We start from the raw sequence: 26125 nt of genomic DNA, 5'->3' as shown, positions 1-26125 counted from the left end.
ATTAATTTATAATTAAACATTCTAATATTTTTAAATAAAAAAATAGGAAGTAATTTTTACTTCCTATTTCATATTTTAATTATATTTTTTATTAATTATCTTTTACTTTTTCATCTTCTTCTTTTTTATCTTCACTGCTTTTAGCCAAAGTAGCACTTTCTTCCTGCTTAGGTTTCGCCCTTAAAGAATTAAGTAAAGTATAAGCAACAGCAACATTCTCTTCGCCTGAAGAAGAAGCAACCCTAAATGACATAAGTGAAGAATATCTGCTTCTGCCGTAAGCGTATCTGAATCCTATTTCAACAGTTTCTCCGGCTTCAATATCAATAGTTTCAGTATCAAGCACTATAGTAGATAGAGCCTGAGCCAAATCTGTTTTTATAGTTACATCATTCTGTTTCTTAGAAGTTCTATTAACTATAGTAAGCACACCTGTTCTGTTTCTTTCATCTAATTTTACAGTAACATTAAATGGATTTTCAGAATATTTTTCTTCTATTCTTGAAACGATAGAAGCATTTATATTAGCCCATTCTCTTATGCTATTTCCTGAACCTCTAAATTTAGACCATAACATTCTTGATATATCATGGAAGAATACTCCTCTTATTCTGCTGCTTCTATTAAACTTAGCTTCAGATTCATATACTCTTCTCATATATTCAAGTTCCGGTCTTAAACTTCCATCCTGAAGTCTGTTATCTATCATATTTCCAACTAGTACATTATATTCGCCTGATAAGTATTGAGGCCAAGCAGTAAGCATACTTACATGCTGAGGACGGCTAGCTTCATATATCATAACTGCATCATAATCTATGCCAGCATCAAAGAACATATAAGGATCCTGCCCATGTTCCTGACCATGATTCCAACCCAAAGTAAATGCCCATAATTTTTTTCTTATTCCTGAATCTTTTATAGCTTTTATTATTAAAGATTCTTTATGAGCTCTAAACCATCTCCATTTCATACCTATTTCTTTTCTGCCTCTATTAACAGCAAGCCAACGCATACGAGCAGCTTTACTCATAGTAGACCAATTAGCAGGCACATAAACACCTGTAAGCTCAACCATTTCATCAACCATCTCATATCCGTCAACCTCGCCTGTTCTTATGAAGTCAAGACCTAAATATGATATATTAGGATTAGAATCATATCTTTTTAATATATCTATAATATCCTGAACTCTCTTAGGATCATCTAAAGATATATGTCTGCTTTCCACAAGGCTCTGAGTAGCCGAATTATAACCTATAGAAACATCATAACCGCCTTTTCTTGCACCGCCGCCCGCCGCAAAATAGCTCATAACATAAGCACCGAGCTCAACATTACCTTTAGCTTTGCTGGAAGCAAGATTCTCTATGTTTTTAATCATATCTCTAGCCCAAGGCTCTTCCGGAGTAATTCCTGAAGTCCAACCTGTAGTCTGACCGCCTATTGCCCAGAACATATCGCATTTCATATATCTAATCCAATCATATATGGCATCATAAGTGGTAAGCTCACCTGTTTCTACACTAGGGATTTTTTTAGTTGTTAAATCTATTGCATATTCTAATGTTGCTATCTTTTTAGTTTCTTTAGCAGGAGGAGATTGTCTTCCTTTAACTGTAAAATCTTTAGTATAACCATAAACACCATTTTTAGTCTGCACCAATACTACAGCCTGATACTCTCCTAAAGCTCCGCCGAAAGGATGAAGATAAGTTCCTTTATAATCTGCATTTTTTACTTTAAATACATTTATAGAATATCTTTCATCTCCATTCATTCTAACTATTTTATCTTTTTTATATCTTACATATATGCTTATATTTTGTACTACATCTTCAGTATATACAGAAGCATTAATAACTACAGGCTCATATCTGAATACTGATATTTTTGATAAATCTATTGCCACCCTAGGAGCTTCTCTGCTTCTCGAATTTTGTATAGCCAAATCTACAGACGCACTTAACTTATCTGCAGCTTTATCTACATTATTAGCATTAAATGCCATAGCCGGAAGCACATTCGGATTAGGCATTTCACTGCTTAGATCTTCATCACTAAGAAGCATATTTTGATTTAAATATTCTATATCAGAATCTGCACTGATTTCTTCTTCAGTATATATATCTTCCAAATCTACGGATAAATCATAATCATATATAGGCTTTGATGTAACAAGAGACAGAGAATCAGGATTATACATATCTATCCTATGATTTTTTTCTGTTTCATCAAAAATATAATTAGGATCATTATCATTGTAACTGACGATTGTCATTCTTTCCCCTATACCAAAAGTCAAAGCTACCAATGATATAGATATAAGTAGTAATATTGTTGTGGCTATTATGCTTCTTTTCATTTATTATTTCCAATCCGTAATATTTTATTATATATTAGTATTTTGTCTAGCATGTTTAGAATGCTTAGGGTGTTTTGATATTTGTTTTTTAAGATGTGCAGAATCAACATGCGTATAAATTTCTGTTGTAGTGATATCAGAATGTCCGAGCATTCTCTGTACTGCTCTTAAATCTGCACCATGCTGTATAAGATGTGTTGCAAAACTATGTCTTAAAGTATGAGGATAAATATTCTTTTCTATTTTGCTTTTTTTCATCGCCTCTTTAACTATTTTCCAAATACCTACTCTTGAAATCTTATCTCCTCTAAAGTTTAAAAACAATTCTGAAGTCTTTTTACCCTTAACCATTATGACTCTGCTTGTCTGAATATATCTTTGCAAAATGTCTAAGGCTCTGTCATTAATAGGTACTATTCTCTCTCTTTTTCCCTTACCGCATATCTTTAAATACTTACCTTCAAAAAATATATCATCTATCTTTAAAGAGCAAATTTCACTAACTCTAAGTCCGGAAGAATACATAAGTTCAAATATAGCCTTATCCCTTAATCCCTTATCGGTCTTTTCATTATGAACTGAAAGCAAATCATCTACCTCTGTTGTTGTAAGGGATTCAGGCAATACTCTTTTTAAGCGTATAACCTCTAAATTATCTGTAGGGTTTTTAGAAATATAATTCTCCATAACCAAAAATTTATAAAGATTAACTATGCTTACTTTGTTTCTAGCTACAGTTCTGGATTTTGAACCTTGTTCTTTTCTTTCACTTAAAAATTTTTCAATATCTTTTCTTGTAGCTTTTAAAATGGATTTTTTATTTCTGTTTAAAAAATCAAGATATATCACAATATCCCTTTTATAGGATTCTAAAGTATTTGATGATAATCCTTTCTCCACTGCTTCATAGTTTAAGTACATTGATAATATTTCTTGATCGGAAACCTGTTTTACTGACATTGAAATCTGCCTCTTAATTTAAGATATAATATACAAAATTTTAGCTGATTTATGAATAATCAACCTAACATAATTATCGACAAGATTTGCCATTTATTTAAACATAATACATACTTAATAAAAATATTACATTAACTAAACATAAAATTAAAAAGTGTAAACTAATTTAAAAATATTAAGATAATTATCAATGATACATTTTAAATATTAGAAAGCTAAGCAAGACACATTGACATAGATTGTGAGTTAATTTATTAAGTAAATACTTTTGGTGCAGGCGAGCATAACAATAAAATAAGCGAGCCGAAGTAATTACCGAAGGTACACAGCGTGTGAGTTAATTTATTAAGTAAATTCTTTGGGCGTAGGCGAGCATAACAATAATGAACAAAAAAATTTTTTTAGATAAAAATGAAAATCCATACAAGCCGTCAAAAAATATTATTAAAGAGCTTGAGAAATTTGATATTGCATCTCTAAGATTTTTTCCGGATTACAGCCCGCAGAAATTAGACGAGCAAATGGCTAAATATCTTAATATAGAAAATGATAATATAATTTCTGTTAATGGTATGTATGAGGCTTTTGCATGCATTATCAACTCTTATGATAAATATAAAATATTTCTTCAGGAGCCTTACAGAGATTTATACATCATGATTTTTTCGTATTATAAAATGCATTATGATGTGATTAAAGCCAGAGAAGATTATAATATTTCTCTTAAAAACAATATCAAAAATAAAAATTCAATTATAATAGCAAGCAATCCTAATGCAGAAACCGGTATGTTTATAAATATAAAAGAAATAGAAGAGTTTTTAAAAGGTTATGAAGGAATATATGTTATAGATGAATCATATATCAATTTTGCCGGTGAAAGTGCTGTCAAATTAATTAATGAATATAAAAATTTAATTATAATAAGATCCATTGCACATTCTCATTCTATATCAGGACTTAATATTAACTTTATAGTATCTAATTCTCAAAATATAGAGAATATGTCAAAATTAAGACAGAAATACTCAGTAAATAAAATCTCTGAAACCATAATGACAGCAGCCTTGCAAGATGAAAAAACTTCGTATAATAATATATTCGATATAGTTTTGGAAAGAGAGAGATTGGATACAATATTGAGCAAAGAAGGCTTTATCGTAATACCTTCAAGAGCAAACTTCCTCTTAATAAAACATGTAAATAAAGAATCTGATTATATATACGAAGAACTTATAAAAAGAAATATATTCGTAAAAAAATATGATAAAGAAAACATACTATCTGATTTTCTAAGAGTTACAATATCCGCTCATAAAATAAATAATATCCTTATAAATACATTAAAAGATATTTTATATAATAATTAATCAATTTTATTTAGTTAAAACATTGATAGGATTTCCTTCCAAGAATGCCTTTATATTCTCATAAACTTTATGCATAAGCCTTGTTCTAGCCTCTAAAGTATTTCCGGCAAAATGCGGAGTTATATAACAATTCTTAGCTGTAAGCAGAGGATTATCTTCTGTAGGCGGCTCTTTTGAAAGCACATCTAAAGCTGCTCCTGCTATGATATCGTTATTAAGAGAATATGCTAAATCTTTTTCAACTATCACTCCTCCCCTTGAAGTATTAATTAAAAATGCTGTTTTTTTCATCTTTGAAAGCAAATCTTTATTGACAATATTTTCTGTTTCTTTATTTAAAGGTGCATTGAGCGATAAGAAATCGGCTCTCTCAAAAAGCTCATCTATACTAGAAGCATTTTCAACATTTTCTTTTTTGCTTCTTGAATAAACTAAAACTTTCATACCCATAGCCGAAGCCATTTTGGCAACTTCTTTTCCTATATCGCCGAAACCAAATATACCCATAGTTTTATTTTCTATCTCCATTAAAGGATAAGAACTGAAAGAATAATCCTTACATCTTACCCAATCGCCATTATGAACCTGATTATTATGTTCAACTATCCTAAAAGAAAGCGATAATACAAAAGCCATTACAAGCTGAGCCACAGACTGAGGACCGTATCCCCTAACATTTGTAACAGTAATCCCCAATTCTTTGGCAGCTTCAATATCTATGCTGTTATATCCTGTTGCAAGCATTCCTATATATTTTAAATTAGGCAATGATTTCATTAATTTTCTATCAATAACAACTTTGCTGTTCAATATACCCCAAGCATCTTTAGCAGCTTCAGGCACTTTATCATAATCGGTTCTATCATAAACTGTTAAATCTGCTATGCTTTCTATTTCTCCCCAAGATATATCTCCGGGATTCAATATAGCTCCGTCAAGCACTGCTATTTTAGGTTTATTCATAATAAAATTACTCCTTGTATTCGCCGGTACTAGCCGTTACCGAAGGTACGGTACCTCTTAACTTTTAAGATAGTACAATGTAAGTGCGGCTGATTACTCTTCATTATACAACAAAATATTAAAATAGAAAGTTAAAGTCAATCTTAGAAATAAAAATTAATCCCTAGAAAAAAGATTTTATATACTAAAAAGCATTCCTTAAACCAAGAATCATACAAATAATATAAAACCAAAAAATAAATCAAACTTTAAAAAGCAATCCCATAAATGAAAGGCAAACAAATAATAAAAAATAAATACGGCTTAAATCCTCACCTCACCGGTTAGAAGCCTCTGCATAAGCCCTTTCTTCTGCTGTTTGCGAAGCTCCAACTGCTTTTTAAGATTGTCAATCTCTTCGTCTATAACCGAAATTCATTATTAATTATCTCTTCTTCTGATTCTTCATGAGATTCTTCGATATCTTCTTCTACTTTTTCTTCCTGAGGTTCCGATATATCTTCTTTCAATTCTTCTTCTTGAGATTCTGAAGTTATTTCTTCTGTATTTGTTTCCTCTGATGATTCTTCTGATAATTCAGAAGTTGGTTCCGCTTCCAATTCTTCTTTTGATTCAATATTATCTGAAGAATTAAAAGAAGAATCATCAGAGGAAACAAATACAGAAGAAATAACTTCAGAACATATTTATGAAACAAACAAACAAACAAACAAACAAACAAACAAACAAACAAACAAACAAACAAACAAACAAACAAACAAACAAACAAACAAACAAACAAACAAACAAACAAACAAACAAACAAACAAACAAACTTCAAGTTTTATTCTCTTAAACAAATTTATCCTTGTTGCAAAAAATATTATAATAAATATGTATGCTGCTTTACTATTGTATGGAGCAGTATATGAAAAGTAGTTCTTTGATTTATGTATTAATTATTATTCTATCAATATTCATTGGAGTAATAACAAGAATTCAATTATATGATAAATACAATATTGCAAGCGGTGATTCTTTAGAGCATTATTACAATATGAGAAAAAACTATGATAATAAGGAATTTCCTGTTATGGGTGTTTACTTAGTATCTCCAAGATTATTAATAGGCTCTGAAAGTGTATATGAAGAAAATGTTCCGAGAATACCTGGCGGTTTATTTTATTTACAATATTCAGTATTATATTTTTTATCAGGTGAAAATATTGATATAGCTAGATTATTAAATTATATATTGATTACTACATCGCCTTTGGTATTTTTAATTTTTATATTAAAAAAATTTGGTTTGAAAATAATGTCGATAATAACTTCTATACTATTTGTGAATGCTACTTTTTTACATTTTCAAAATGAAATATATAATCCGGATACAGTTTTTATTTTATCATTTCTTTCAATAACTTTAATATTAATATATATATCATCAGATAATAAGGCTTCGTATATTGCAAGTATTTTTATATTTCCTGTTTTAGCATTGGAGGCTATGTGTCATATTGCTGTATTTTTTAGTATAGTACCTGCATTTATTATATATTTAATAATACGAAGAAAAAGAACTAAGCAATATCTTGTACCGCTATCTATAGGTGTACTAATATCTTTTCTATTGTATGTTCCTTATATTGTATATGAAATTTCAAACGGATTTCCAAATTTAATGAATATTGTTTATGCAAAAAATTCTGTAAAATCTATAATACAGCCGCCTCAGATATGGTCTATACTATTTTTTCCTACAAATGAACCCAATCATAATTATGGGAATGAAGCAGCAGCTATATTTACCCATTGGTTTAATGGAGATATTAAATTAGTATTCAGTTTTATATTTTATATAATATCTGTACTCATTGGGTTATTATCTTTTGTATTTTTTATTTCAGATTTATTCAGAAAAAAACTTAATGACAGTAATGATTTAATATTTAAAGAATCTGCTATAATATATTTTGTATATATTATAGCAACTATAATCATATTTATGATATTAAATTTAGGGTCTGGAAGACCTAGATATTTTTATAATATATATCCTTTTACTTTTATTCCTATCATTTATTTTCTAAAAAAAATAGAGAATAAAAAACTTTTTAATTTTGCAGTAGTATTTGCAATAATGAATTTATTTGCTGTTAATATTCAATTATATGATGAATATAAAAATAATAAGGATATAGGCTGGAATTTTATGCAGCCTCATATAGAAAGTATAATTAAAGACTCAAATACTAATTCTTTTAATTTGTATGACTCAGATCAATATTCGTATGTATTAATGAAAATTGAAAATCCAAATTTCAAATTAGATACTAATTCAAATATAAGATATAGCATAATAAAACCTGGAGATACCAATTTTAATAATAATATGCTTATAATTTATAGTAATGAGCAGTATATAACATACAAAGAAGAGATAACTAATTAACCAAATGGCATGCACATAAATGCCCATTTCCTAAATCTTTTAATATAGGTTCATCATTTTTGCATTCATCTATTCTTTCTTTGCATCTGTCATAAAACATGCAGCCTTTAGGAGGATTAAGCAAATCAGGAGGAGTTCCTTCTATAAACTCCAATTTACTTACAGCTTTATTTAATCTAGGAGTAGCTTTTAAAAGTCTTTTTGTATATGGGTGTTTAGAATTTTCGTATATTTCTTTATTGTCTGCAAGTTCTAATATTTTTCCTCCATACATAACGCATACTTTATCTGCAATTTCAGCTTCTAATGCTAAATCATGAGTGATAAAAATAAATGATAAATCAAAATCTTTCTTTAGTTTTTTTAATAAATTTATAATCTGTGCCTGAACTATAACATCTAATGCAGTAGTAGGCTCATCAAGGATAATAAGTTTAGGCTTCAAAAATAATGCAGTAGCTATAACAACTCTCTGCTTCATACCTCCTGAAAGTTCATGAGGATATCTTTTAGCAACATCGGCATGAAGACCTACATATCCCAAATATTCTTCTATAAGTTTGCAGGCATCTGATTTGTTTATATCAACATGTCTGTTTATAGTTTCTATCATCTGCTTTTCTATTGTATACACAGGAGTGAGAGAATTCATAGCTCCTTGAAAAACCATAGATATTTTAGTCCACCTTATATTCTTTCTTACATACTCTTCTTTAAGAGGGATAATATCTTCATTATCAAGTATTATTCTTCCGCCTTCATATTTTCCAGGTATAGAAGGCATTCTTAAAAGAGATGTGCCAAGACTAGTTTTTCCGCATCCTGATTCTCCGACAATACCTAAAGTTTCGCCTTTCTTTATTTGAAAGCTTATATCATTAATTGCTTTTACTAAACCTTTTGAGGTATGATAATACATTTTTAAATTTTCTACTTTCAATATATTTTCCATTGATAGTCCTATTTACTATAAATATATTATGTTAATTATAATATAATATTAATATTTTTACAATTGACTTTTATTAAGTAAGACAAATTATTAATAAATCATATAATGAAAATGTACTCCGTTTTCTTCCTGAATATCATTATATAATTCTATAAATCCTAGTTTTTTATAAAAATTATATGCATAATGACTTGATTTTACAGTGTACTTATCTGAATTTAAAATGTTTTTTGCTTCATTAAATAAACTGCTTGCTATACCTAATTTAAAATATCTGTCATCTACGAAAAAAAGAGAAATATGATCGAAATCCGTTATTTCAAGCATTCCAACTATTATATCATCTTTATTTTTAGCAATAAGCATTAAAGAGCCTTGCATAAAATATCTTAATTTCATGTTATTAGCTGATATAAAAGTTAATACATTATTAATACCTTCATCTGTATCTAAATTGGAATTGTATTTCAAATATATATTTTTGGCGAGAATAGAAATATCTTCAATATTTTCAATTCCCGCCTTCTCAATTTTAAACATTATATTTTCTTATTCAAATGTTTTTATTAATCTTTGGAAAGGAAGATGATTAGTATCTTTAACAAATGATCCATTTTTATAATATCTTAAATAAGGTATTAAATCATTATTCCATACAGTTTCTTTGAAATTCATGAAAGGTTCATATAAAGGACTTTCATTATACATACAAATATAAACTGTAATATCTATAGGTGATTTCTCTTCATTGGCTTTTAATTCTCTTTCTAATCCTTTCCAATCTCCGCACCAATCCTGAGTGAATATGGCCAAAACATTTTCTGAAGATTTTTTTATATCATCACTTATTTCTTTAGTATCCATTATATGCTGCATTTCTTTATCACTAATGGTTTTAAAAGTTAACATTATTTACTCCTTAAAATTTTTTATTTAATGCAGTAATAATACAGTAAAATACATTTTTAATCAAGAAAATATTTATAATTACGATATTTGATGAAATAGAGGAGTGTTTGCAGTGTTTTATGAAAAAATTGTAATTGTTATTATTGTATTTAATATAATTAATTCTTTTTTGTTTGCCGGAGATTTTCTTGAGGAGCAGAAAAGATACAGCAGAGTAAGAACAGCAATAAAAGAAAAAGATAATATTGTTAAAAATATTTTAAATAATAATAATATAAAATTAGAAGAATTAAATATATTAATAACAGCATACAAACAAGAAGATATACTTGAAATATATGCTAAAAATAAATCTGATGATACATACAAAAAAATAGCTTCATATAACATAGCAGCAAAATCCGGCATACTAGGTCCTAAGAGAATGGAAGGAGATTTGCAGGTTCCAGAGGGTTTTTACCATATAGATAGATTCAATCCTGCAAGCAGCTATTATCTTTCTTTAGGTATTAATTATCCTAATGAAGCTGATAAAAAGAAAAGTAATGCCTCAAGATTAGGAGGAGATATATTTATTCATGGTGCTGATGTTACTATAGGATGCATGCCTATGACCGATGATAAAATAAAAGAAATATATTTATATGCTTTATATGCTAAAGATAATGGACAAAATAAAATACCTGTTTATATTTTTCCTTTTAAAATGACAGATAGAAATTTTGATTATTATAAAAAATATTATGATGAATCTTTAATAAACTTTTGGTCAAATTTAAAAAAAGGATATGATATATTTCAAAAAACTAAAAAAGAATTGAATATTAAAATAGATTCTAAAGGAAACTATATATTTTAAATTCTTGCAATTTTTCTATAAAAATATTACTATTATAATAATATAATAATTGGGTAATAGTTAATGATTCAAATGAATAAAAATACTTCTTTTGTAGATGCATACAATTTCTGGTCATATTTACTTATTGCTATCGTATTTTTTAACTATTTATTTTTCAGATCTTTAATAATTGATAATAATTCTTTTATATATTTAATTACATTTATTTTAGATTATATTGTATTAATATCTTTTTTTCTTCTAGTATTTTATAAATTTTACAACTGCATATTTAATTCAGAACCTTTTTTGGCTGTATTTGGAATATTGTTTATAATATCAGGTACTCTAAGACTTTATGCTATAGAAATTAATATTTATAATTATATAGAGTTATTATATTTTATATCCATATTCATTCTCACAATTAAAATTTTTGCTTCTATAATAAAATCAAATAATATAACGGAATTAGATAGAGGAATATATGTCTTTATGCTTATTTCTTTAGCATCATCTAATATTAATTATATTTTAATATCATCAAATAAAATAATAGATACTGATATTTTTCATTATATATCTACTTTTATATCAGCGTATATGAGTAAATTATCATCTTTTTCATTTTTAATATTAATGATAGCTTATATACTTTTTTTCATGAAAAAAGTTGTTATGAAAAATATTAATAAATCATTCTTTTTTATCATTATGATTGTAATATTATCAATAATAGCAATATTGGTATTTGGTAATTCTTTCTTTTTGATTGTAGTATCATTCTTTGGTGCTTTAGGTATTGTTATGTATTTACCTTTTACTGTTTATCTTGTAGTAATTATAATGTTTTTAATGACTTTATTCACATCTTTTATGAGTTCTTTGGTATCAAGATATTATTATCCTAAATTGATAGTATTTACTTTATTTATGCTTGCGGGACTTGATATGAGCAATTTTGCATTAAGATTAATATCTATATTTGCTATTATGGAGATGCTTGCGGTATGTAATTCAAAAAAAGACGATGAAGAATATTTGACAAATAATACTCTATAATATATTATTTCTATTATTTTTAATTATGATTTTATAATTTAAACTGTTGAATATGAAAAAAGAAATTATTAAAGAAGAGAAGAATATAAATCTTGAAGGTATAGAAAAAATTGCTGAATTTTTTAAAAATATATTAAAAGATGGTGATATTGTTATAATGGAAGGAAATCTAGGATTTGGAAAGACTACATTTGTAAGAGTATTATCCAGATTTCTTGAAAGCACAGATATTGTTAGCAGTCCGTCATTTACTTTGATAAATGAGTATGATATAATTTTAAATGGTGAAGAAAGTATTTTAAGACATGTTGATTTATACAGGCTTGAAAAGGAAGAGGAGCTTGATGATATAGGATTTAAGGACAAAATTAGAGAGAATGGAATTACCATGATAGAATGGGGCGGAAAATTTAAAGATTATTTTGAAGCTCCGTATTACTTATTTGAAATAGAAATGCAAGAAGAAAATAACAGGTTATATAGGATTAGTTTAATTTCATGAAAAAATTATTTGTATTATTTATAATGATATTTGCCGTATTAATATCATGTTCCAAGCAAATAGATAAAAATACTATAATAAATGCCATGAGCAGTATTTCATCTGTTAATGTTGTTATTGGCAATACTATAGATTATGAGGTTCGCATACTTTCTAAAAATAATATAGAATATAATTTTGAAGATTTATCATTTGATGATAGAGATAACAAATGCAGAATCATATCTGTTGAAAATAAAACTAGAGATACTGGAGAATATAAAGAAAGAATCATAAAATATAAATTAGGCTTTTATGATGTAGGGCAATTTGTTATATATCCGTTTAAGATTTCATATAATTATAATAATGAATATAGAGAACTTAATGGAGAAGATATAACTATATTGGTGCATCCTTTTTCTGACGGAGAGACTTTGCCTCCTATGAAAGGTACTATCGGTATACCTATGCCTTATTATGTATGGGTATTTGCTGTGATTATAGTTTTTGCCGTTATTGGAATAATAATACTTATTTTTGCTGTAGTAAAATATATAGAAAGAAAATTTAATGAGAAAATAAATATAAAAGAGGATACAGAAGCATTGAATGCCTTGAAACTTATAGACTGCAATACTTATTATAATGAAAATAAATATGCAGAGTATTATTTTGAATTGACATTTATATTTAAAAGGTATCTTACAAAAAGATTCAGATTCAATATAGAAGATATGACTACTAGTGAAATAAATCAATTATTTAAAGAGAATGTATTTAATGAAAGCGAATATATAATAAAAATGTTTGAAGAGTCCGATTATGTGAAATTTGCTAAACAGATTCCTGAACTTAAAATAATGCAGAAGGATTATGATTTTTGTGTTGATTATATAATAAAAAACGGTAATTTATATACGGCATTAAAATTAGAAGAAAAAGAAAATAAGAAGATAAGAAAAGAAGAAAAGAAAAAACTAAGAAAAGAGTTAAAAGAGCAGAAAAGACTTCAAAAGAAAATGGCTCATCTTCAGGAAAACAGTTAAGAGTGAAATATGAATGAATATGATATAAAAGATACTATAGCAGCATTATCAACTCCATATTCAAAAAGTGCATTAGCTATAATAAGAATGTCAGGAAGCGGAGCATTAGAAATAGCATCAAAAATATGTTTTTATGCTAATAATGAAAATAAGAATATAAATAATTTTGAACATAGAAAAACTTATTATGCTTTAATAAAAGATGAAAATAATATTCCTATAGATGAGGTTATAGTATTATCTTCTTTGTCTCCTAATACTTTTACATCTGAAGATACAATAGAATTTATATCCCATGGCAGTATTATTGTTATAGATTCTATTATGAATGTATTGATGAGAAATGGGGCAAGGGCAGCTAATAGGGGAGAGTTTACATACAGAGCTTATATCAATGGAAGAATAGGTATAAGTGAGGCTGAGGCTATACATGATTTAATAGATTCTAATAATAAACTTATGGCTGAGGCTAGCATATATAAAATGAGAGGCAGACTTACAAGGGAAATAGATAAACTTAGAGAAAATATAAAGAATTCTCTTATGCTTGTTTATGGAGAATTAGATTTCCCTGAAGATGATACTGAAAGTTTTTCTTATGATAAGCTGATAGAAAATTTTAAGATTATAAAAAAAGATATAGAAAATATTTTATCTAATTCTAAAAGAGTTGAAAATCTTATTAATGGTATAAAGGTTTCTATATTAGGCAGAGTTAATGCCGGTAAAAGCAGTATATTTAATATGATATTAGATAGAGAAAGAGCTATTGTATCAAATATAGCAGGGACTACAAGAGATTTTTTAAGTGAAAATATTTATATTGAGAATATACCTTTTTATTTAATGGATACGGCAGGGTTTCATAAAAATGCTGATAATGATATTGAACTTGAAGGGATTGAAAGGGCAAAAAAATGTGCTTATGAATCTGATATTATACTTGCTGTATTTGACGGAAGCGATATAGCAAATGAAGATGATATTAATTTAATAGAGTTTTTGAAAACATTGGAAAATAAAAATATTATATATATACTTAATAAAAGCGATGTATATAAAAAATTTAATAAAGAAATAGAATCAAATAATATCATCGATATAAGTACAAAAACAAAAGCTGGAAAAGATGAATTGATATCCGCTTTGAAAAATTATGTTTCTGATTCTGATATTGATCTTTTTAATAAGGAAACTTATGTTAATAATAGAGAAAGGGGGTATTTAGAAAGCGGACTTAAACAGATTGAGATATGTATAAAAAAATCAATCGAACATTTTTCATTAGATGAGGTTGCTGAAGAGATGAATATATTAAATAATATACTTGGAAATGTCAGCGGAAAAGTTGATGCTGAAGAAGTAATTAATGAAATATTTGCTAATTTCTGTATAGGTAAATAGTAGGTTTGTATTATATAAAATAAGTAATTATTTACGATAATATATATAATAATAAAAAATGTATAGACTTGTTGCAAAAGAATTTGATAAGATTATATACGGAATTTTATAATTTATTAATTGCAAATAATGTTTTGTATGTTGTATAAACTGTCATTTGAGTATATGAATGTTCTTTGCTGTGGGTGAGCAGTACATGCTTCTTTGTGTCACCAAAAGAAGTTTGGTGTATGGCTAGTATTGCAATTATAAATTTAGTTTTGAAACGAGTTTTATATTTAAATTGGTGATAATATTATAATGAAGAGTATACAAGGAGTTAGCTGCCAATATGAAAAAATTATTATTAATTATAAGTATATTTATATCAATTAACTTATCACTTTTGGCAGCAAGCGGATTTGAAGGAATAATTAATATACCTTCTGGCCTATCTGTTGGAATACCTATGGGAGAACTTGAAGGTGTTGAAAGAAAAATAGGTTTTGGTTTTGATATTGGTATTACAGCACTGTTTGGATATGTAATAGATTTTAAAAATAATGTAGGGCTTAGTATATTGGCAGAAACAGGATATAGTTATGATACTTATTCTTATTCACTATATTCTGATAGTACAAAGTCAATTATTAATACTTCTGCTTTCCATAGTTTTCAAATAGGTCTTTTACCTAAAATAAATATTTATGACTTTTCCATAGGTATTGGAGGAGGATTGAAAATTCCTATAGCAGGAACGGAAGAAAAGAGAGAGGTTACTTATGGCACTAATTATGCATCTGTAGGAAGTACAATGAATATGATGGATATAGTAAATAAATATGATAAAATGAATGTTATACCTTATGTTAAATTAACATTAGATTATTCTGTATTTAATAATTATAATATAGGAGCAAATTTTGGATTGTATTTTGATTATGAATTTGGTCTAAGAAAAAAAATTGACGAAACAAAATATATATCTACAGATGCATTTGGGGTTGGTTTGCAGGTAGGTTTAAGATTCAGTCCTTTTAATAGAAGCCAAAATATTGCATACAAAAAAGAGTGATATACTATTTAATTTAAATTTTTATATTAATTTTAAATATATTTTTTATCTATTCTGCCCGCCAACCCGCCCCACTAATTTAAAATGGTACGCATTGAGAAATGAGAATTATATTATATAATCATCAGCTATTTTTCTAAGTCTTTTGTTTCCAAGTACATGGAAATGTCTTAACTTTCTTAAAGTTTCACTTGAAAAAGTAGTGAGAGGAACATAAACTACTTCAACAGAATTCTTTTTAGCAAATTCTTTCAATATATTTGAAGGAGGAGTAGGAGCAACATACCCTAAATATTTGTCTACAGAATATATGATGGCAGTGTATAGAAGTAAATCAGCATAATTTCTAACTATTCCTTCTTTTTTTAACTGAGGATATATTCTCCAAACATCATGCGGAGCCTGAGGCGGCATTAAAGAGGCATATCCTCCAAAGTAACATTTGGATATTCCAGGTCCTACAAGAGTATTTCCCGGTTCAGTAGAATATAGTATCAAGTCGCTGTCATCATGTGCTTCGCTGTACCAAACTATATTCCAATCATAATCCTCATCATGCTCATCATCAAATATTACAACCATATGTCCAATATTTCCTTTGATTTTTGGAATTTCTTTAACATATATTTCATTTTTATAATAGTTTCTTATAGTTTCACGCATATCAATACCATCTTTGATACTTACCGTGAAAGGTTCTATTTTTGCTTTATCCTCTGTAAGCATGTTCCTAATTTTATCCCTAAGTATATTCATATGCTTTTCCATTAGTATATCTTCAGGTACATGAGAGAGAAGGTTCGTTCTTTTATTCCAAACATCTTCCCATTCTCCTTCGTATTTTTCACTAGGACGCGTTGTAACATTAACTTTTTTGAAAGATGTTTTCCATACATTATCATATTTATGAAGTTTTATTTTTTTGTCTTTTAGCATGCCTTCCATACCATTTGTACTTGGATCTCTGTTTAATTTTATAGTAGGGTAGTTCTCATCTTCTTCAGTGTAATGAGGATAATATTCCATACCTTCCATAACTTCTAAGGCATAATCATTATTTATCATGCATTTTGCTGCTGTGAGCATATCTATATAGTCTGGTATGATGTAATTGTCAAGGAGACATAAGTTTCTTAAATATTTCATCATATTTTTTTGCTGGAGTAATGAGATTGGAAGTTTATATCTCATCTTTGCTTCTTTGAATATTGTTTCTATAATATTAATTTTATCAAAGTTTTCTAGCTCTCCGTTTCTATACAGTTCATACATATAAGTTGTGAATGGGAATTCTCCAAGCATTTTATTTAATGATTCTTTATGTACATTATATATTTTAGGCTCTGAATATATATATTCTTCATCATCTTCTGAAAATTTTTTATTTATTATTTCTTCTTTTGCTTTGCTGTCTAATTTTTCATCATCTAGTTTTTTTAATATAGATACGATATTTTCCCAATGAGACATTCCTATAACAAGAAGTATTTTATTATATTTTTTAGAGAGTTCATGAAGGTTTTTAGCCATGAATATTTCTCTCTCTTCATCTGCTTCATCTTTATGAAATATATAATTGTTTTTTACTTCAGTATAGAATTTTTCAAGTCCTATATTTTTCATAACATAATCATCAGGCATAAGATAATGAGAATTCGAGTTTATTGAAGTGATATCTTTATCTATAGGAAAGAATGGTATTTCCTCATCAATAGCAAGACGAACAGCCTCTATTATAGAGTCGGACGGATCTATTGGTATATAAACAGCTTCATTTTCAATTTCTCTTATTATAAGACTTACAAATGGAAGTCTGCTTACAGCCTCTCTTAATGAATCTGCAAAATTAGCAGGATGTTCTATTGCGACAATGTCTGGGTTAAATTTTTCAAAAGCCTCTCTTACAGCCAAAGAAAAATAAACCCTTGAATGTATCGAAGGTATTGCAAGTATATTTTTATATCTTAGAACCTTAGAATCTATATTCTCTATTAGTTTTTTATCCATTCATAAACCTTTTTAATAATTAAGGAATGAATCTATTATATTGTCAAGTTCATTAGAATCTTCCAAATAATGAGAACATACATTACAAGTTTCAGTAGGTACTTTGTCTTTTACAAATAAATCCGTTTGGAAACTGTAGCATGAAGGTCCAGGAAGTTTACCGCTTATAGCACAAACCTGCATGCTGATAACATTTTCAGGTTTTGTATACCAAGTAGGCTTAACCTCTTTCAATGCCTCAACCATATATTTACCCCATATAGGAGCAGCAACTCTTCCTCCAACCTGATTATTTCCTAAAGAATATTTAAATGAGTCAAATCCAATCCATATACCTGTAGCAAGTTCAGGAGTATATCCTACAAACCAAGCATCTTTCCAATCATTGGAAGTACCTGTTTTTCCTGCCCCTCTTCTTGTGAATTTAGCTTCGTACATAGCACTTGTAGCAGTACCGCCTCTTAATACTCCCATTAAAATGTCGCTTATGATATATGCAACTTCTTTGCTTACAACCTGTTTAGGTCCTCCTCTCAATGTTACTTCTTTTTTAAGCTCCTCTTCAAAATTATCCATAACTATTCCGTATCTGTCAGTAACATATCTTATAAGTATAGGATTAACTTCTTTACCTTCATTAGCAAACTCAGCAAAACCTGTTGTAAGTTCCAAAGGAGTAAATAATCCTGTACCAAGTCCTAATGTCAAATCATGATTAAACATTCTTTTAGATTTATCAGAATCAGGCTCAGCTTTAAATATAGGCTCTACATATCTTATAGCATTTGTTATTCCTACATAGTTAAGTACATTAACAGTAGCTATATTTAATGATGCTGCCAATGCATATCTTAAACTTACATCTCCTTTGAAATTTCCTGAATAGTTCTTAGGTATCCAAACTTCCCCGTCTTCACCTTCTTCAGGTACAAAACCTATAGGAGCATCGCTTACAATAGTAGAAGGACTGTAATTAGTAACATCCATTGAAGCAGCATATACGAAAGGTTTGAAAGCACTTCCAGCCTGTCTTCTTGCCTGAGTGGCCCTGTTAAATTGGTTTCTTGCTGTAAATCCTGAACCTCCAACCATTGAAACAATATATCCGTTTCTAGGATCTATTGAAACCAAAGCTCCTTCAATCTGTCTTGAAAGTTCCGCTTCATCGGCTTTCATTACTTCCATAGTTATATCATTAACTTCTTCCATTCCGAATATGTCGGACATTAATGCTAAAGGCAAAGTGGTATATTTATTTAAAGTATCTCTTATGGCAATATTAAATTTACTATAAGCTGTATTTTCAGGAAGATTAAATAATACAGAAAGCATTTTCATTTTGTCTATGGTTTCTCTATTATAGAGATTAATTATATCCATAGATCCGCCTTCATATTTATTGTTATATTCTGTAAGGGCTTCTGTCAATAATTTCTGAGCAGCTTCCTGTTTTTCTATATCTATAGTAGTGTATATTTTTAGTCCGTCTTCTTTTAATGCTTTTTCTCCGTATTTATCTACTAATTGTCTTCTAACATATTCTGTAACATAAGGAGCTCTGTCTATTGATGCACTATATGCAGTTGATCCTCTTCTTCCTATTTTTCCTGTATAAGATTCCCAAAATTCTTTATGTGCTTTATTAGCTTCATCTATAGTTATGAATTTTAAATCAGCCATTCTATTAAGAACAACTTTATGTCTTGCTATTGATATATTAGGATTATTAATAGGGGAGTATGCATTAGGAGCAGGCGGAAGTGTGGCAAGCATTGCACATTCTGCTAAATCTAAATTTTGTACATCTTTATTAAAATAAAATCTGCTTGCTGCCTGAACCCCGTATACAGAATGTCCGAAATATATTTGATTGAAGTATAAAGTTACTATTTCTTCTTTAGTAAGTCTTTTTTCTATTTGGAAAGTAACCCATATTTCTTTTAATTTTCTTGTTATGGTTCTTTCTGTAGATTTTAATACTATGTTTCTAGCAACCTGCTGAGTTAATGTACTTGCACCTCTTGCTCTTCTTCCGGTTAATATGTTTCCTATTGTGCCTCTGAATATTCCTATAATATCTATTCCGAAATGGGACATGAAATTATTATCTTCCATAGATATTATTGCTTCTATTAATTGAGGAGGTAAATCTTTATATTCAACTAATGATCTTTGTTCTGTAAAAAATTCAGATATTACTTCGCCTTTTATATCATATATTTTTGTGGGTATTGTAGGCTTGTATAATTCCACAGCTTGTACATCCGGCTGCATAACTATATCAGCAACTAAAAAAGAAAATATTATAGTTATTATTGAAAATATTAATATCAATGATACTATATAAAATTTTTTGAACTGCTCTATATTAATATTGTTATATTTGTCTGATATTTTTTTTAATAGTTTTTTCAATGTACTTATCCTAATATATGTTTATAATATTATACAAACAATTATTCAATTAATCAACATATTTTTTTACTATATTTTTCATAAAAAAACACTCTATGAAATTTTAGTTCATAGAGTGAAAGTAATGGGTTTGTATATATATCTTAAGAGCGCAACAAATGACGTTTGTAGCTATACTATATATAACATAATAAAAAACAAACAGTAAAATATCTTTAATTTACCAAGTTAAAAAGTAATATATCATCATCAGATGTTTTTATGCATAATATGTTATTGTTATAAGATATATAACTTGCTTTATTAAGAAGTTTTAAATATTCATCTTCAGCTTTCATATCTGTTTCAGTACCGGCCATTAAAGTTGATATTCCATTTTGAGATATTGTTATTTTTCCGTCTTTTATTTCAAATGGTATATTATAATTATTTACTGCCGATTTTCCTACAAATGAATTATTAGTTATAGATAAAGTTATTTCTCTACCTTCAAACATATTTAATAATTTGAATTCTTTTCCTAAATACTCATTAATATCAAAATAATCTTCTATAAATCTTAATATTGTATAGTCATTATCTACTATATATAACTCTTTATCTTTTAAGTACATATATTTAGCATTTTCCATATATTTTGAGAAATCTGATTCAGCATTCATATTTTCTTCAGGACCAGCCATTTTAGTTGTAGCTAAACCATTAAATTTAACTTCGCTGCCGTTTATATTAGTGTATAAGGTTTTGTAAGTATTAACTCCGGAAAAACCATTTACATGATTGTCTTTACCATAAAAAGACATGGTTATTTCTACATTAGGATATTTATAGAAATTTTTCAATAAAAATGTTCTTCCTAATAATTTATTGCCTGATATAGAATCATCTTTAAATATTAATTTTTCACCTGATTTTGTAGTTATTTCTAAATTTGTTATTGATAATATTATATTAGAAGATTCTGAGAGTAATGTTGTAAATTCCTGTTCTGCTTTCATATTTTCTTCAGGACCTGCCATCATAGTAGAGCCTAATGCTCCTATTGATATTACATTATTATTAGTTAAAGTGTATCCTGCAAAGTATCTATTAACTCCAGAAAAACCATAAACTTTATTAGTGTCAAATCCTATTGTTATACCGATTTCAGGATATTTGTTTTCAAGAATGAATTCTCTGCCGTATAAATCATTGTAATTTAAACTTCTTTTTATGAAAGATAATTCTTTGTTTTCAGAAGTTTTTATTGTTAATCTATCATTATCTAATGAAACAGAGTTAGCTTTGCTCAAATCAGTTAAAAATTCTTGTTCTGCTTTCATATCTTCTTCGTTTCCAGCCATTAAAGTTGCTCCTATGTTTGTACTTAAAATTATTTGATTGCTGCTTACTGAAAATGATGTAAAATATATGTTTATCCCGGTATTCCCATATACATTGCTGTTTTCAAATCCTATTGTTATTTTAGGATTGCTTGTGAGATAGAATTCACTGCCATTTAATGCTTCAAATATGTTTATATTTTGATTCTTTTTTTGAGAGCATGATAGTAGTAAGAATAGAGATGACAGTAATAATAGTGTCTTTTTCATTTTTTACCCCAATAATAATTATATTTTTTATTTCCTATTTTAAAAAAGTAGTATTGTCAATAAAACAATGGGCTTATGATTAAGGAAAACCACAAGCCCATCAATAATAGTGTTAGGAGTCTGATAATAATGAATAATTGCTTTATTAATAATAATAACTTATTTTTCTCACATTTAGTAAAATAAGTTCATAATAAAAATACATATACAACTATTATAACCAAATATAATATTTTTAGTAAAATTAATAATATATTAATTATAAAAAAATATATTTTTATAATTTTTGTATATATATTAAAAATAATATAAAATTCTAAAAATTCAATTGAAAAATAAGAAAAAATAAGTTATCATATTATAGTTTACATAATAAAATCCGATAACTAATATTGCAGGTGTTTATGTGTAATATAAGAGAAGCACATATAGAAGATGCTGAAAAAGTTATAAATTATATTGTAAAAGTGTCTGAAGAAACAAATTTCATGATGTCTGATTCTAATGAAAGAGAATTGGATGTGAAAAAAGAGGAGGAGTTTTTACAAAATATACAAAAAAGCATAACAACCAAGATGTTTTTATGCGAAATAGATGGTGAAATTATCGGAATATGTAATTTAAGAGGCATTGATAGAAAAAGAGTAAAGCATAGAGTAAATTTAGGAATAAGCGTATTAAAAAAGTATTGGGGTAATGGAATAGCTAAAAGACTTATTAATTATGCTTTAGATTATGCTAAAGAAAATTCTATAAAAAAGATAGAATTAACAGTTAGAACTGATAATGAAAGGGCTTTAAAACTGTATAAATCTCTTGGTTTTTCTATAGAAGGTGAGATAAAGAGTTTTTTTTGTATTGATAATGTTTATTATGACTGTTATATAATGGGGTTATTTATTTAGTTCTATACTGTATAAAAAAATTTGTATAGTGTATTGATACTGTAAATATTATATGATTGATAAAATTTATTATAATGGGGTGTAAATTAGTTAACATAATACTTGACTATTTTATGATAATATGTTAACTTTATTGAAGCCGTAAATATTATCGTTTTTAGAAGAAAAAAAATTAGAAAAAATTTGTAAAATTGGAGTTCTTAAGATGCGAAAGTTACTAATGGTATTTTTGGTATTATGTTTACTTATACCTGCAGCAGCTTACGCTCAAGATAATACTCAGATACCAATACCAACAATAGGATTAAATGTTGCCCAAGCTCAGACACCTCAGCAGGTTAGCTTGGGACTTCAAATATTATTTCTTTTGACAATATTGTCATTATCTCCATCTATAATAATAATGACAACAAGTTTTATAAGAGTTTCAATAGTATTAAGTTTTGTTCAAAGGGCATTATCTTTACAAGAGACGCCGCCTAGAGCATTAATAATGGGGCTTTCACTCTTTCTTACATTTTTTATAATGATGCCAACATTGACACAGGTAAACAATGAGGCACTTCAGCCGTATTTAAATGGTACTATAGGTGTTAATGAATTATACAGCAGAGGCATACAGCCTATAAGAATGTTTATGTTTAACTCTTTACGCGGTGAGAATGGTATGAAGAGTTTAGATTTGTTCTTAAGTATCAGTAATACTAATATAAGACTTAGAGAGATTCAGACAGTTGATGATTTAAATAGAATTCCTACTATAGTCGTCATACCGGCATTCATCATTAATGAGCTTACAATAGCATTCAAAATGGGAATATATTTATTTATACCATTTATAGTTATAGATTTGGTAGTTGCTTCCATACTTATGGCAATGGGTATGATAATGCTTCCGCCTATTATGATATCTTTACCGCTTAAGATAATTTTATTTGTTGCGGTAGACGGATGGAAACTTTTGATACTTCAGATAGTACAGAGTTTTCAATAAAAATAGAAATATATTTGGCACTTTATATAGTTAATAAATTTTAAGGAAATTTTATGAGTGATACTTCGATTATTGTTTTGGTTCAGGAAACTTTATGGGTATTTATGCTGCTTTCAGCTCCTGTTTTGGGAGTATCAATTATTGTAGGTTTGATAATCTCAATACTTCAGGCTACTACAAGTATTCAGGAGCAGACTTTAACATTTGTTCCTAAAATGATAGCTATGCTTGCTGTTATATACATGCTTGCTTCTTGGATGCTTAATTATACTAGTGCTTTTACTGTTAGATTATTCAGCATACTTCCTAGTATAGCTAGATAATCAATATTTATAATAGGTTAGGGATAATAGGAATAAAAAATGGATAATTTTGTGAATTTCTTTCAGATTTACCTGCTCATTATGGTAAGATTTGCTGCCATACTCATGGTAGCTCCATTATTTTCTTCTAATGTTATTCCTAATAGTATAAAAATGGCTTTGGCTTTTATTGCTACAGCGGCAATATTCCCATTAGTTGCTAATATTAATGTTCAGGCAGCTCCTACTTTTGTTGAATATTTTTTAACATTGGTAAATGAGGCTTTGATAGGAATATTAATAGGATTTTTAATGGCAATTATATTTGCAGCATATCAGGTTATGGCAAATTTCTTTGAAATACAGATGGGATTTGGTATATCAGAAACTGTTGATCCTATATCTCAGGTTACAGTACCCGTATTAGGACAATTACAGTCATTAGTTGTTATATTGTTATTTATAGCTATAGACGGTCCTAGCTGGGTTATTAGAACTTTATTTTACAGTTTTAAAGCTATGCCTGTATTGAGTGAGGCTTCAAAGGCAGTATTCACTTCATCATTTAATGGTGTTATAGATAGAATGATATATTATATGAGTTCTTTATTTTCTGTTGCTCTTTCATTAGCTTTGCCTATAATGCTGACTTTATTTTTATTATCATTAAGTTTGGGGTTATTAGCTAAGGCAGCACCTCAAATGAATATTTTAATGCTTGGTTTTCCTATGCAGATAGCTGTAGGTATAGCTGCTTATTATATTTTGATACCTGTACTAGTTTCTAATTTTATGAAGGTATTGGAAACCACTATAGCAGATGTTAATAATATAATAACTTTCTTATCTGGAGGAACTGTATGATTAAAAAAATACTTTCTTCTATATTTGAATTGTTTATTATATTCAAAGCTAAATTATACAGAAAATATTTGCATCTTACAGGCAGAGGATATGTATTGACATTATTTGCTTCTCCTGAAGATGAGGGCAGAACCGAACTTCCTACAGAAAGAAAGAAAAGAAAAGCCAGAGAGGAAGAAGGACGCGTAGTTAACTCAGCAGAAATAAATCAGACTCTTGTTTTAGCAGTTTCAATAGCTGTGATAGCTCTTTTAACTACATATTTTACTCATACAGTTGCACAGTTCTTTATTACTATAATGAATAAGATTTCCAATGCTGATGCTTCAATAAATAATGCAGCTTTCACAGATATGCTGCTAGAAATATTTGTTCTCCTAGCAAAAACGGCAGGAATAATTATGGCGGTTGCTTTGGTAGTTGGTGTTGGTGTTAATTTAGCTCAGACTCAGTTCTTGTTTACTACAAAAAAATTAAAACCTAATTTTAAAAAAATAGCACCTACTTGGTCTAACTTCAAAGAAAGAGTATTTATATCATCTCAGAACTTAATGAACTTGGCAAAAATACTTTTTAAAATGATTGTAATATCATTCCTTACTTTTACTACCATATATGGAAAACGTTCTGAATTATTTAATATGGTTAATATGGGTTTAAGTCAGGCTATGAATTTGTTTTTCTTTATAGTTTTAGAAATGCTGGCTAAAGTAATTATATTTATGATAATAGTTTCTGCTTTCGACTATTTTTTCCAAAAAAGACAATATATTAATAGTTTGAAAATGACAAAGCATGAGATGAAAGAAGAGTTCAAAGAGATGGAAGGAGATCCTTTGGTAAAAAGTCAGCTTCAGGAGATGGCTAGAAAGATTGTAAGCAGAACAATGCTTAAATCGGTACCTGAAGCAGATGTAGTTATTACAAACCCTACTCACTTTGCGGTTGCTTTGAAATATGAAAATGGAGATTATGCTCCTATAGTAACAGCTAAGGGAGCTGATCATATAGCTTTAAAAATAAAAGAAATAGCTAAGGAAAATGATGTACAAATAGTAGAGAATAAACCTTTAGCCCGTGAATTATACTATAATGTTGAGCTAGGACAGTATATACCTGAGAAACTATTTCATGTTGTATCGAGAATACTTGGAGAGGTATATAGAATACGAAATGAAAAAATGGCAAGGGCTATATAGGAG

23 protein-coding genes are annotated in these 26125 nt (G+C 28.0%); 13 read left to right on the top strand and 10 right to left on the bottom strand.

Annotation, left to right across the window (positions count from 1 at the left end; translation table 11 throughout):
* Positions 1-91 precede the first annotated feature (91 nt).
* Together BFL38_RS11105 and xerD are read right to left on the bottom strand one after the other, a co-directional pair.
* Positions 92-2365: a hypothetical protein gene (locus BFL38_RS11105; RefSeq protein ID WP_069727102.1), complete on the bottom strand. Its 2274-nt coding sequence runs from the start codon at positions 2363-2365 to the stop codon at positions 92-94.
* Positions 2366-2392: 27 nt separating this feature from the next.
* Positions 2393-3325: a site-specific tyrosine recombinase XerD gene (gene xerD, locus BFL38_RS11100; protein ID WP_008722146.1), complete on the bottom strand. Its 933-nt coding sequence runs from the start codon at positions 3323-3325 to the stop codon at positions 2393-2395.
* Positions 3326-3708: 383 nt separating this feature from the next.
* Here xerD and BFL38_RS11095 point away from each other — a divergent pair, with 383 nt between their 5' ends.
* Complete coding sequence (locus tag BFL38_RS11095) at positions 3709-4695, top strand: aminotransferase class I/II-fold pyridoxal phosphate-dependent enzyme (RefSeq protein ID WP_069727101.1); 987 nt, start codon at positions 3709-3711, stop codon at positions 4693-4695.
* A 6-nt stretch (positions 4696-4701) separates the two neighbouring features.
* On the opposite strand, the gene BFL38_RS11090 is transcribed toward BFL38_RS11095, so the two are convergent.
* Positions 4702-5658: a D-2-hydroxyacid dehydrogenase gene (locus BFL38_RS11090; RefSeq protein WP_069727100.1), complete on the bottom strand. Its 957-nt coding sequence runs from the start codon at positions 5656-5658 to the stop codon at positions 4702-4704.
* 401 nt (positions 5659-6059) lie between these two features.
* On the bottom strand, positions 6060-6257 hold the full coding sequence (locus tag BFL38_RS11085; RefSeq protein WP_069727099.1) for a hypothetical protein: 198 nt from the start codon (positions 6255-6257) through the stop codon (positions 6060-6062).
* Between the two features lie 308 nt (positions 6258-6565).
* Between BFL38_RS11085 and BFL38_RS11080 the strand changes: the two genes are divergently transcribed.
* Complete coding sequence (locus BFL38_RS11080; RefSeq protein WP_083249418.1) at positions 6566-8092, top strand: glycosyltransferase family protein; 1527 nt, start codon at positions 6566-6568, stop codon at positions 8090-8092.
* Here BFL38_RS11080 and BFL38_RS11075 read toward each other — a convergent pair.
* From BFL38_RS11075 to BFL38_RS11065, 3 genes are all read right to left on the bottom strand, one after another.
* Positions 8085-9044: an ABC transporter ATP-binding protein gene (locus BFL38_RS11075; protein ID WP_069727097.1), complete on the bottom strand. Its 960-nt coding sequence runs from the start codon at positions 9042-9044 to the stop codon at positions 8085-8087. The two genes, BFL38_RS11080 and BFL38_RS11075, sit on opposite strands and share 8 nt — an antisense overlap.
* A 90-nt stretch (positions 9045-9134) precedes the next feature.
* Positions 9135-9584, bottom strand: coding sequence for a GNAT family N-acetyltransferase (locus tag BFL38_RS11070; RefSeq protein ID WP_069727096.1), 450 nt, complete (start codon positions 9582-9584; stop codon positions 9135-9137).
* A gap of 9 nt (positions 9585-9593) precedes the next feature.
* Positions 9594-9953 carry a hypothetical protein gene (locus BFL38_RS11065; RefSeq protein ID WP_069727095.1) on the bottom strand — a complete coding sequence of 120 codons (360 nt, stop codon included), beginning with the start codon at positions 9951-9953 and terminating at the stop codon, positions 9594-9596.
* A 112-nt stretch (positions 9954-10065) separates the two neighbouring features.
* Here BFL38_RS11065 and BFL38_RS11060 point away from each other — a divergent pair, with 112 nt between their 5' ends.
* From BFL38_RS11060 to BFL38_RS11035, 6 genes are all read left to right on the top strand, one after another.
* Positions 10066-10812 (top strand): L,D-transpeptidase family protein, encoded by a 747-nt coding sequence (locus tag BFL38_RS11060; protein ID WP_069727094.1) that lies wholly within the window; start codon positions 10066-10068, stop codon positions 10810-10812.
* Positions 10813-10875: 63 nt separating this feature from the next.
* A complete protein-coding gene (locus BFL38_RS11055) occupies positions 10876-11856 on the top strand; it encodes a WESB_1763 family membrane protein (RefSeq protein WP_069727093.1) in 981 nt (326 codons plus the stop codon).
* 52 nt (positions 11857-11908) lie between these two features.
* Positions 11909-12358 carry a tRNA (adenosine(37)-N6)-threonylcarbamoyltransferase complex ATPase subunit type 1 TsaE gene (gene tsaE / locus BFL38_RS11050; RefSeq protein WP_069727092.1) on the top strand — a complete coding sequence of 150 codons (450 nt, stop codon included), beginning with the start codon at positions 11909-11911 and terminating at the stop codon, positions 12356-12358.
* The gene (locus BFL38_RS11045) at positions 12355-13386 is read left to right on the top strand and encodes a hypothetical protein (protein WP_069727091.1); all 1032 of its coding nucleotides are present in this window, start codon (positions 12355-12357) and stop codon (positions 13384-13386) included. The genes tsaE and BFL38_RS11045 overlap by 4 nt, the downstream gene beginning before the upstream one ends.
* Before the next feature lie 9 nt (positions 13387-13395).
* The gene (gene mnmE, locus BFL38_RS11040) at positions 13396-14790 is read left to right on the top strand and encodes a tRNA uridine-5-carboxymethylaminomethyl(34) synthesis GTPase MnmE (protein ID WP_069727090.1); all 1395 of its coding nucleotides are present in this window, start codon (positions 13396-13398) and stop codon (positions 14788-14790) included.
* Between the two features lie 331 nt (positions 14791-15121).
* A complete protein-coding gene (locus BFL38_RS11035) occupies positions 15122-15844 on the top strand; it encodes an outer membrane beta-barrel protein (protein ID WP_069727089.1) in 723 nt (240 codons plus the stop codon).
* Positions 15845-15952: 108 nt separating this feature from the next.
* Here the strand turns inward: BFL38_RS11035 and BFL38_RS11030 are convergent, their stop codons facing one another.
* From BFL38_RS11030 to BFL38_RS11020, 3 genes are all read right to left on the bottom strand, one after another.
* Positions 15953-17851, bottom strand: coding sequence for a TraB/GumN family protein (locus BFL38_RS11030; protein ID WP_069727088.1), 1899 nt, complete (start codon positions 17849-17851; stop codon positions 15953-15955).
* Positions 17852-17863: 12 nt separating this feature from the next.
* Positions 17864-20266: a penicillin-binding protein 1A gene (locus tag BFL38_RS11025; RefSeq protein ID WP_069727087.1), complete on the bottom strand. Its 2403-nt coding sequence runs from the start codon at positions 20264-20266 to the stop codon at positions 17864-17866.
* Positions 20267-20481: 215 nt separating this feature from the next.
* Positions 20482-21858 (bottom strand): META domain-containing protein, encoded by a 1377-nt coding sequence (locus BFL38_RS11020; protein WP_069727086.1) that lies wholly within the window; start codon positions 21856-21858, stop codon positions 20482-20484.
* Positions 21859-22262: 404 nt separating this feature from the next.
* On the opposite strand from BFL38_RS11020, the gene BFL38_RS11015 reads away from it, so the two are divergent.
* From BFL38_RS11015 to flhB, 5 genes are all read left to right on the top strand, one after another.
* Complete coding sequence (locus BFL38_RS11015; protein ID WP_069727085.1) at positions 22263-22763, top strand: GNAT family N-acetyltransferase; 501 nt, start codon at positions 22263-22265, stop codon at positions 22761-22763.
* Positions 22764-22968: 205 nt separating this feature from the next.
* Complete coding sequence (fliP, locus tag BFL38_RS11010; RefSeq protein ID WP_069727084.1) at positions 22969-23757, top strand: flagellar type III secretion system pore protein FliP; 789 nt, start codon at positions 22969-22971, stop codon at positions 23755-23757.
* A 53-nt stretch (positions 23758-23810) separates the two neighbouring features.
* Complete coding sequence (gene fliQ / locus BFL38_RS11005; protein ID WP_012669897.1) at positions 23811-24080, top strand: flagellar biosynthesis protein FliQ; 270 nt, start codon at positions 23811-23813, stop codon at positions 24078-24080.
* 39 nt (positions 24081-24119) lie between these two features.
* The gene (gene fliR, locus BFL38_RS11000; RefSeq protein WP_069727083.1) at positions 24120-24923 is read left to right on the top strand and encodes a flagellar biosynthetic protein FliR; all 804 of its coding nucleotides are present in this window, start codon (positions 24120-24122) and stop codon (positions 24921-24923) included.
* Positions 24920-26122, top strand: a complete 1203-nt coding sequence (gene flhB, locus BFL38_RS10995) for a flagellar biosynthesis protein FlhB (RefSeq protein WP_069727082.1) — start codon at positions 24920-24922, stop codon at positions 26120-26122. The genes fliR and flhB overlap by 4 nt, the downstream gene beginning before the upstream one ends.
* The last annotated feature ends 3 nt before the right edge of the window (positions 26123-26125 follow it).

The sequence above is a fragment of the Brachyspira hampsonii genome (assembly GCF_001746205.1).
Taxonomy (GTDB): domain Bacteria; phylum Spirochaetota; class Brachyspiria; order Brachyspirales; family Brachyspiraceae; genus Brachyspira; species Brachyspira hampsonii_B.
This window is presented reverse-complemented; position numbering and strand designations above follow the sequence as displayed.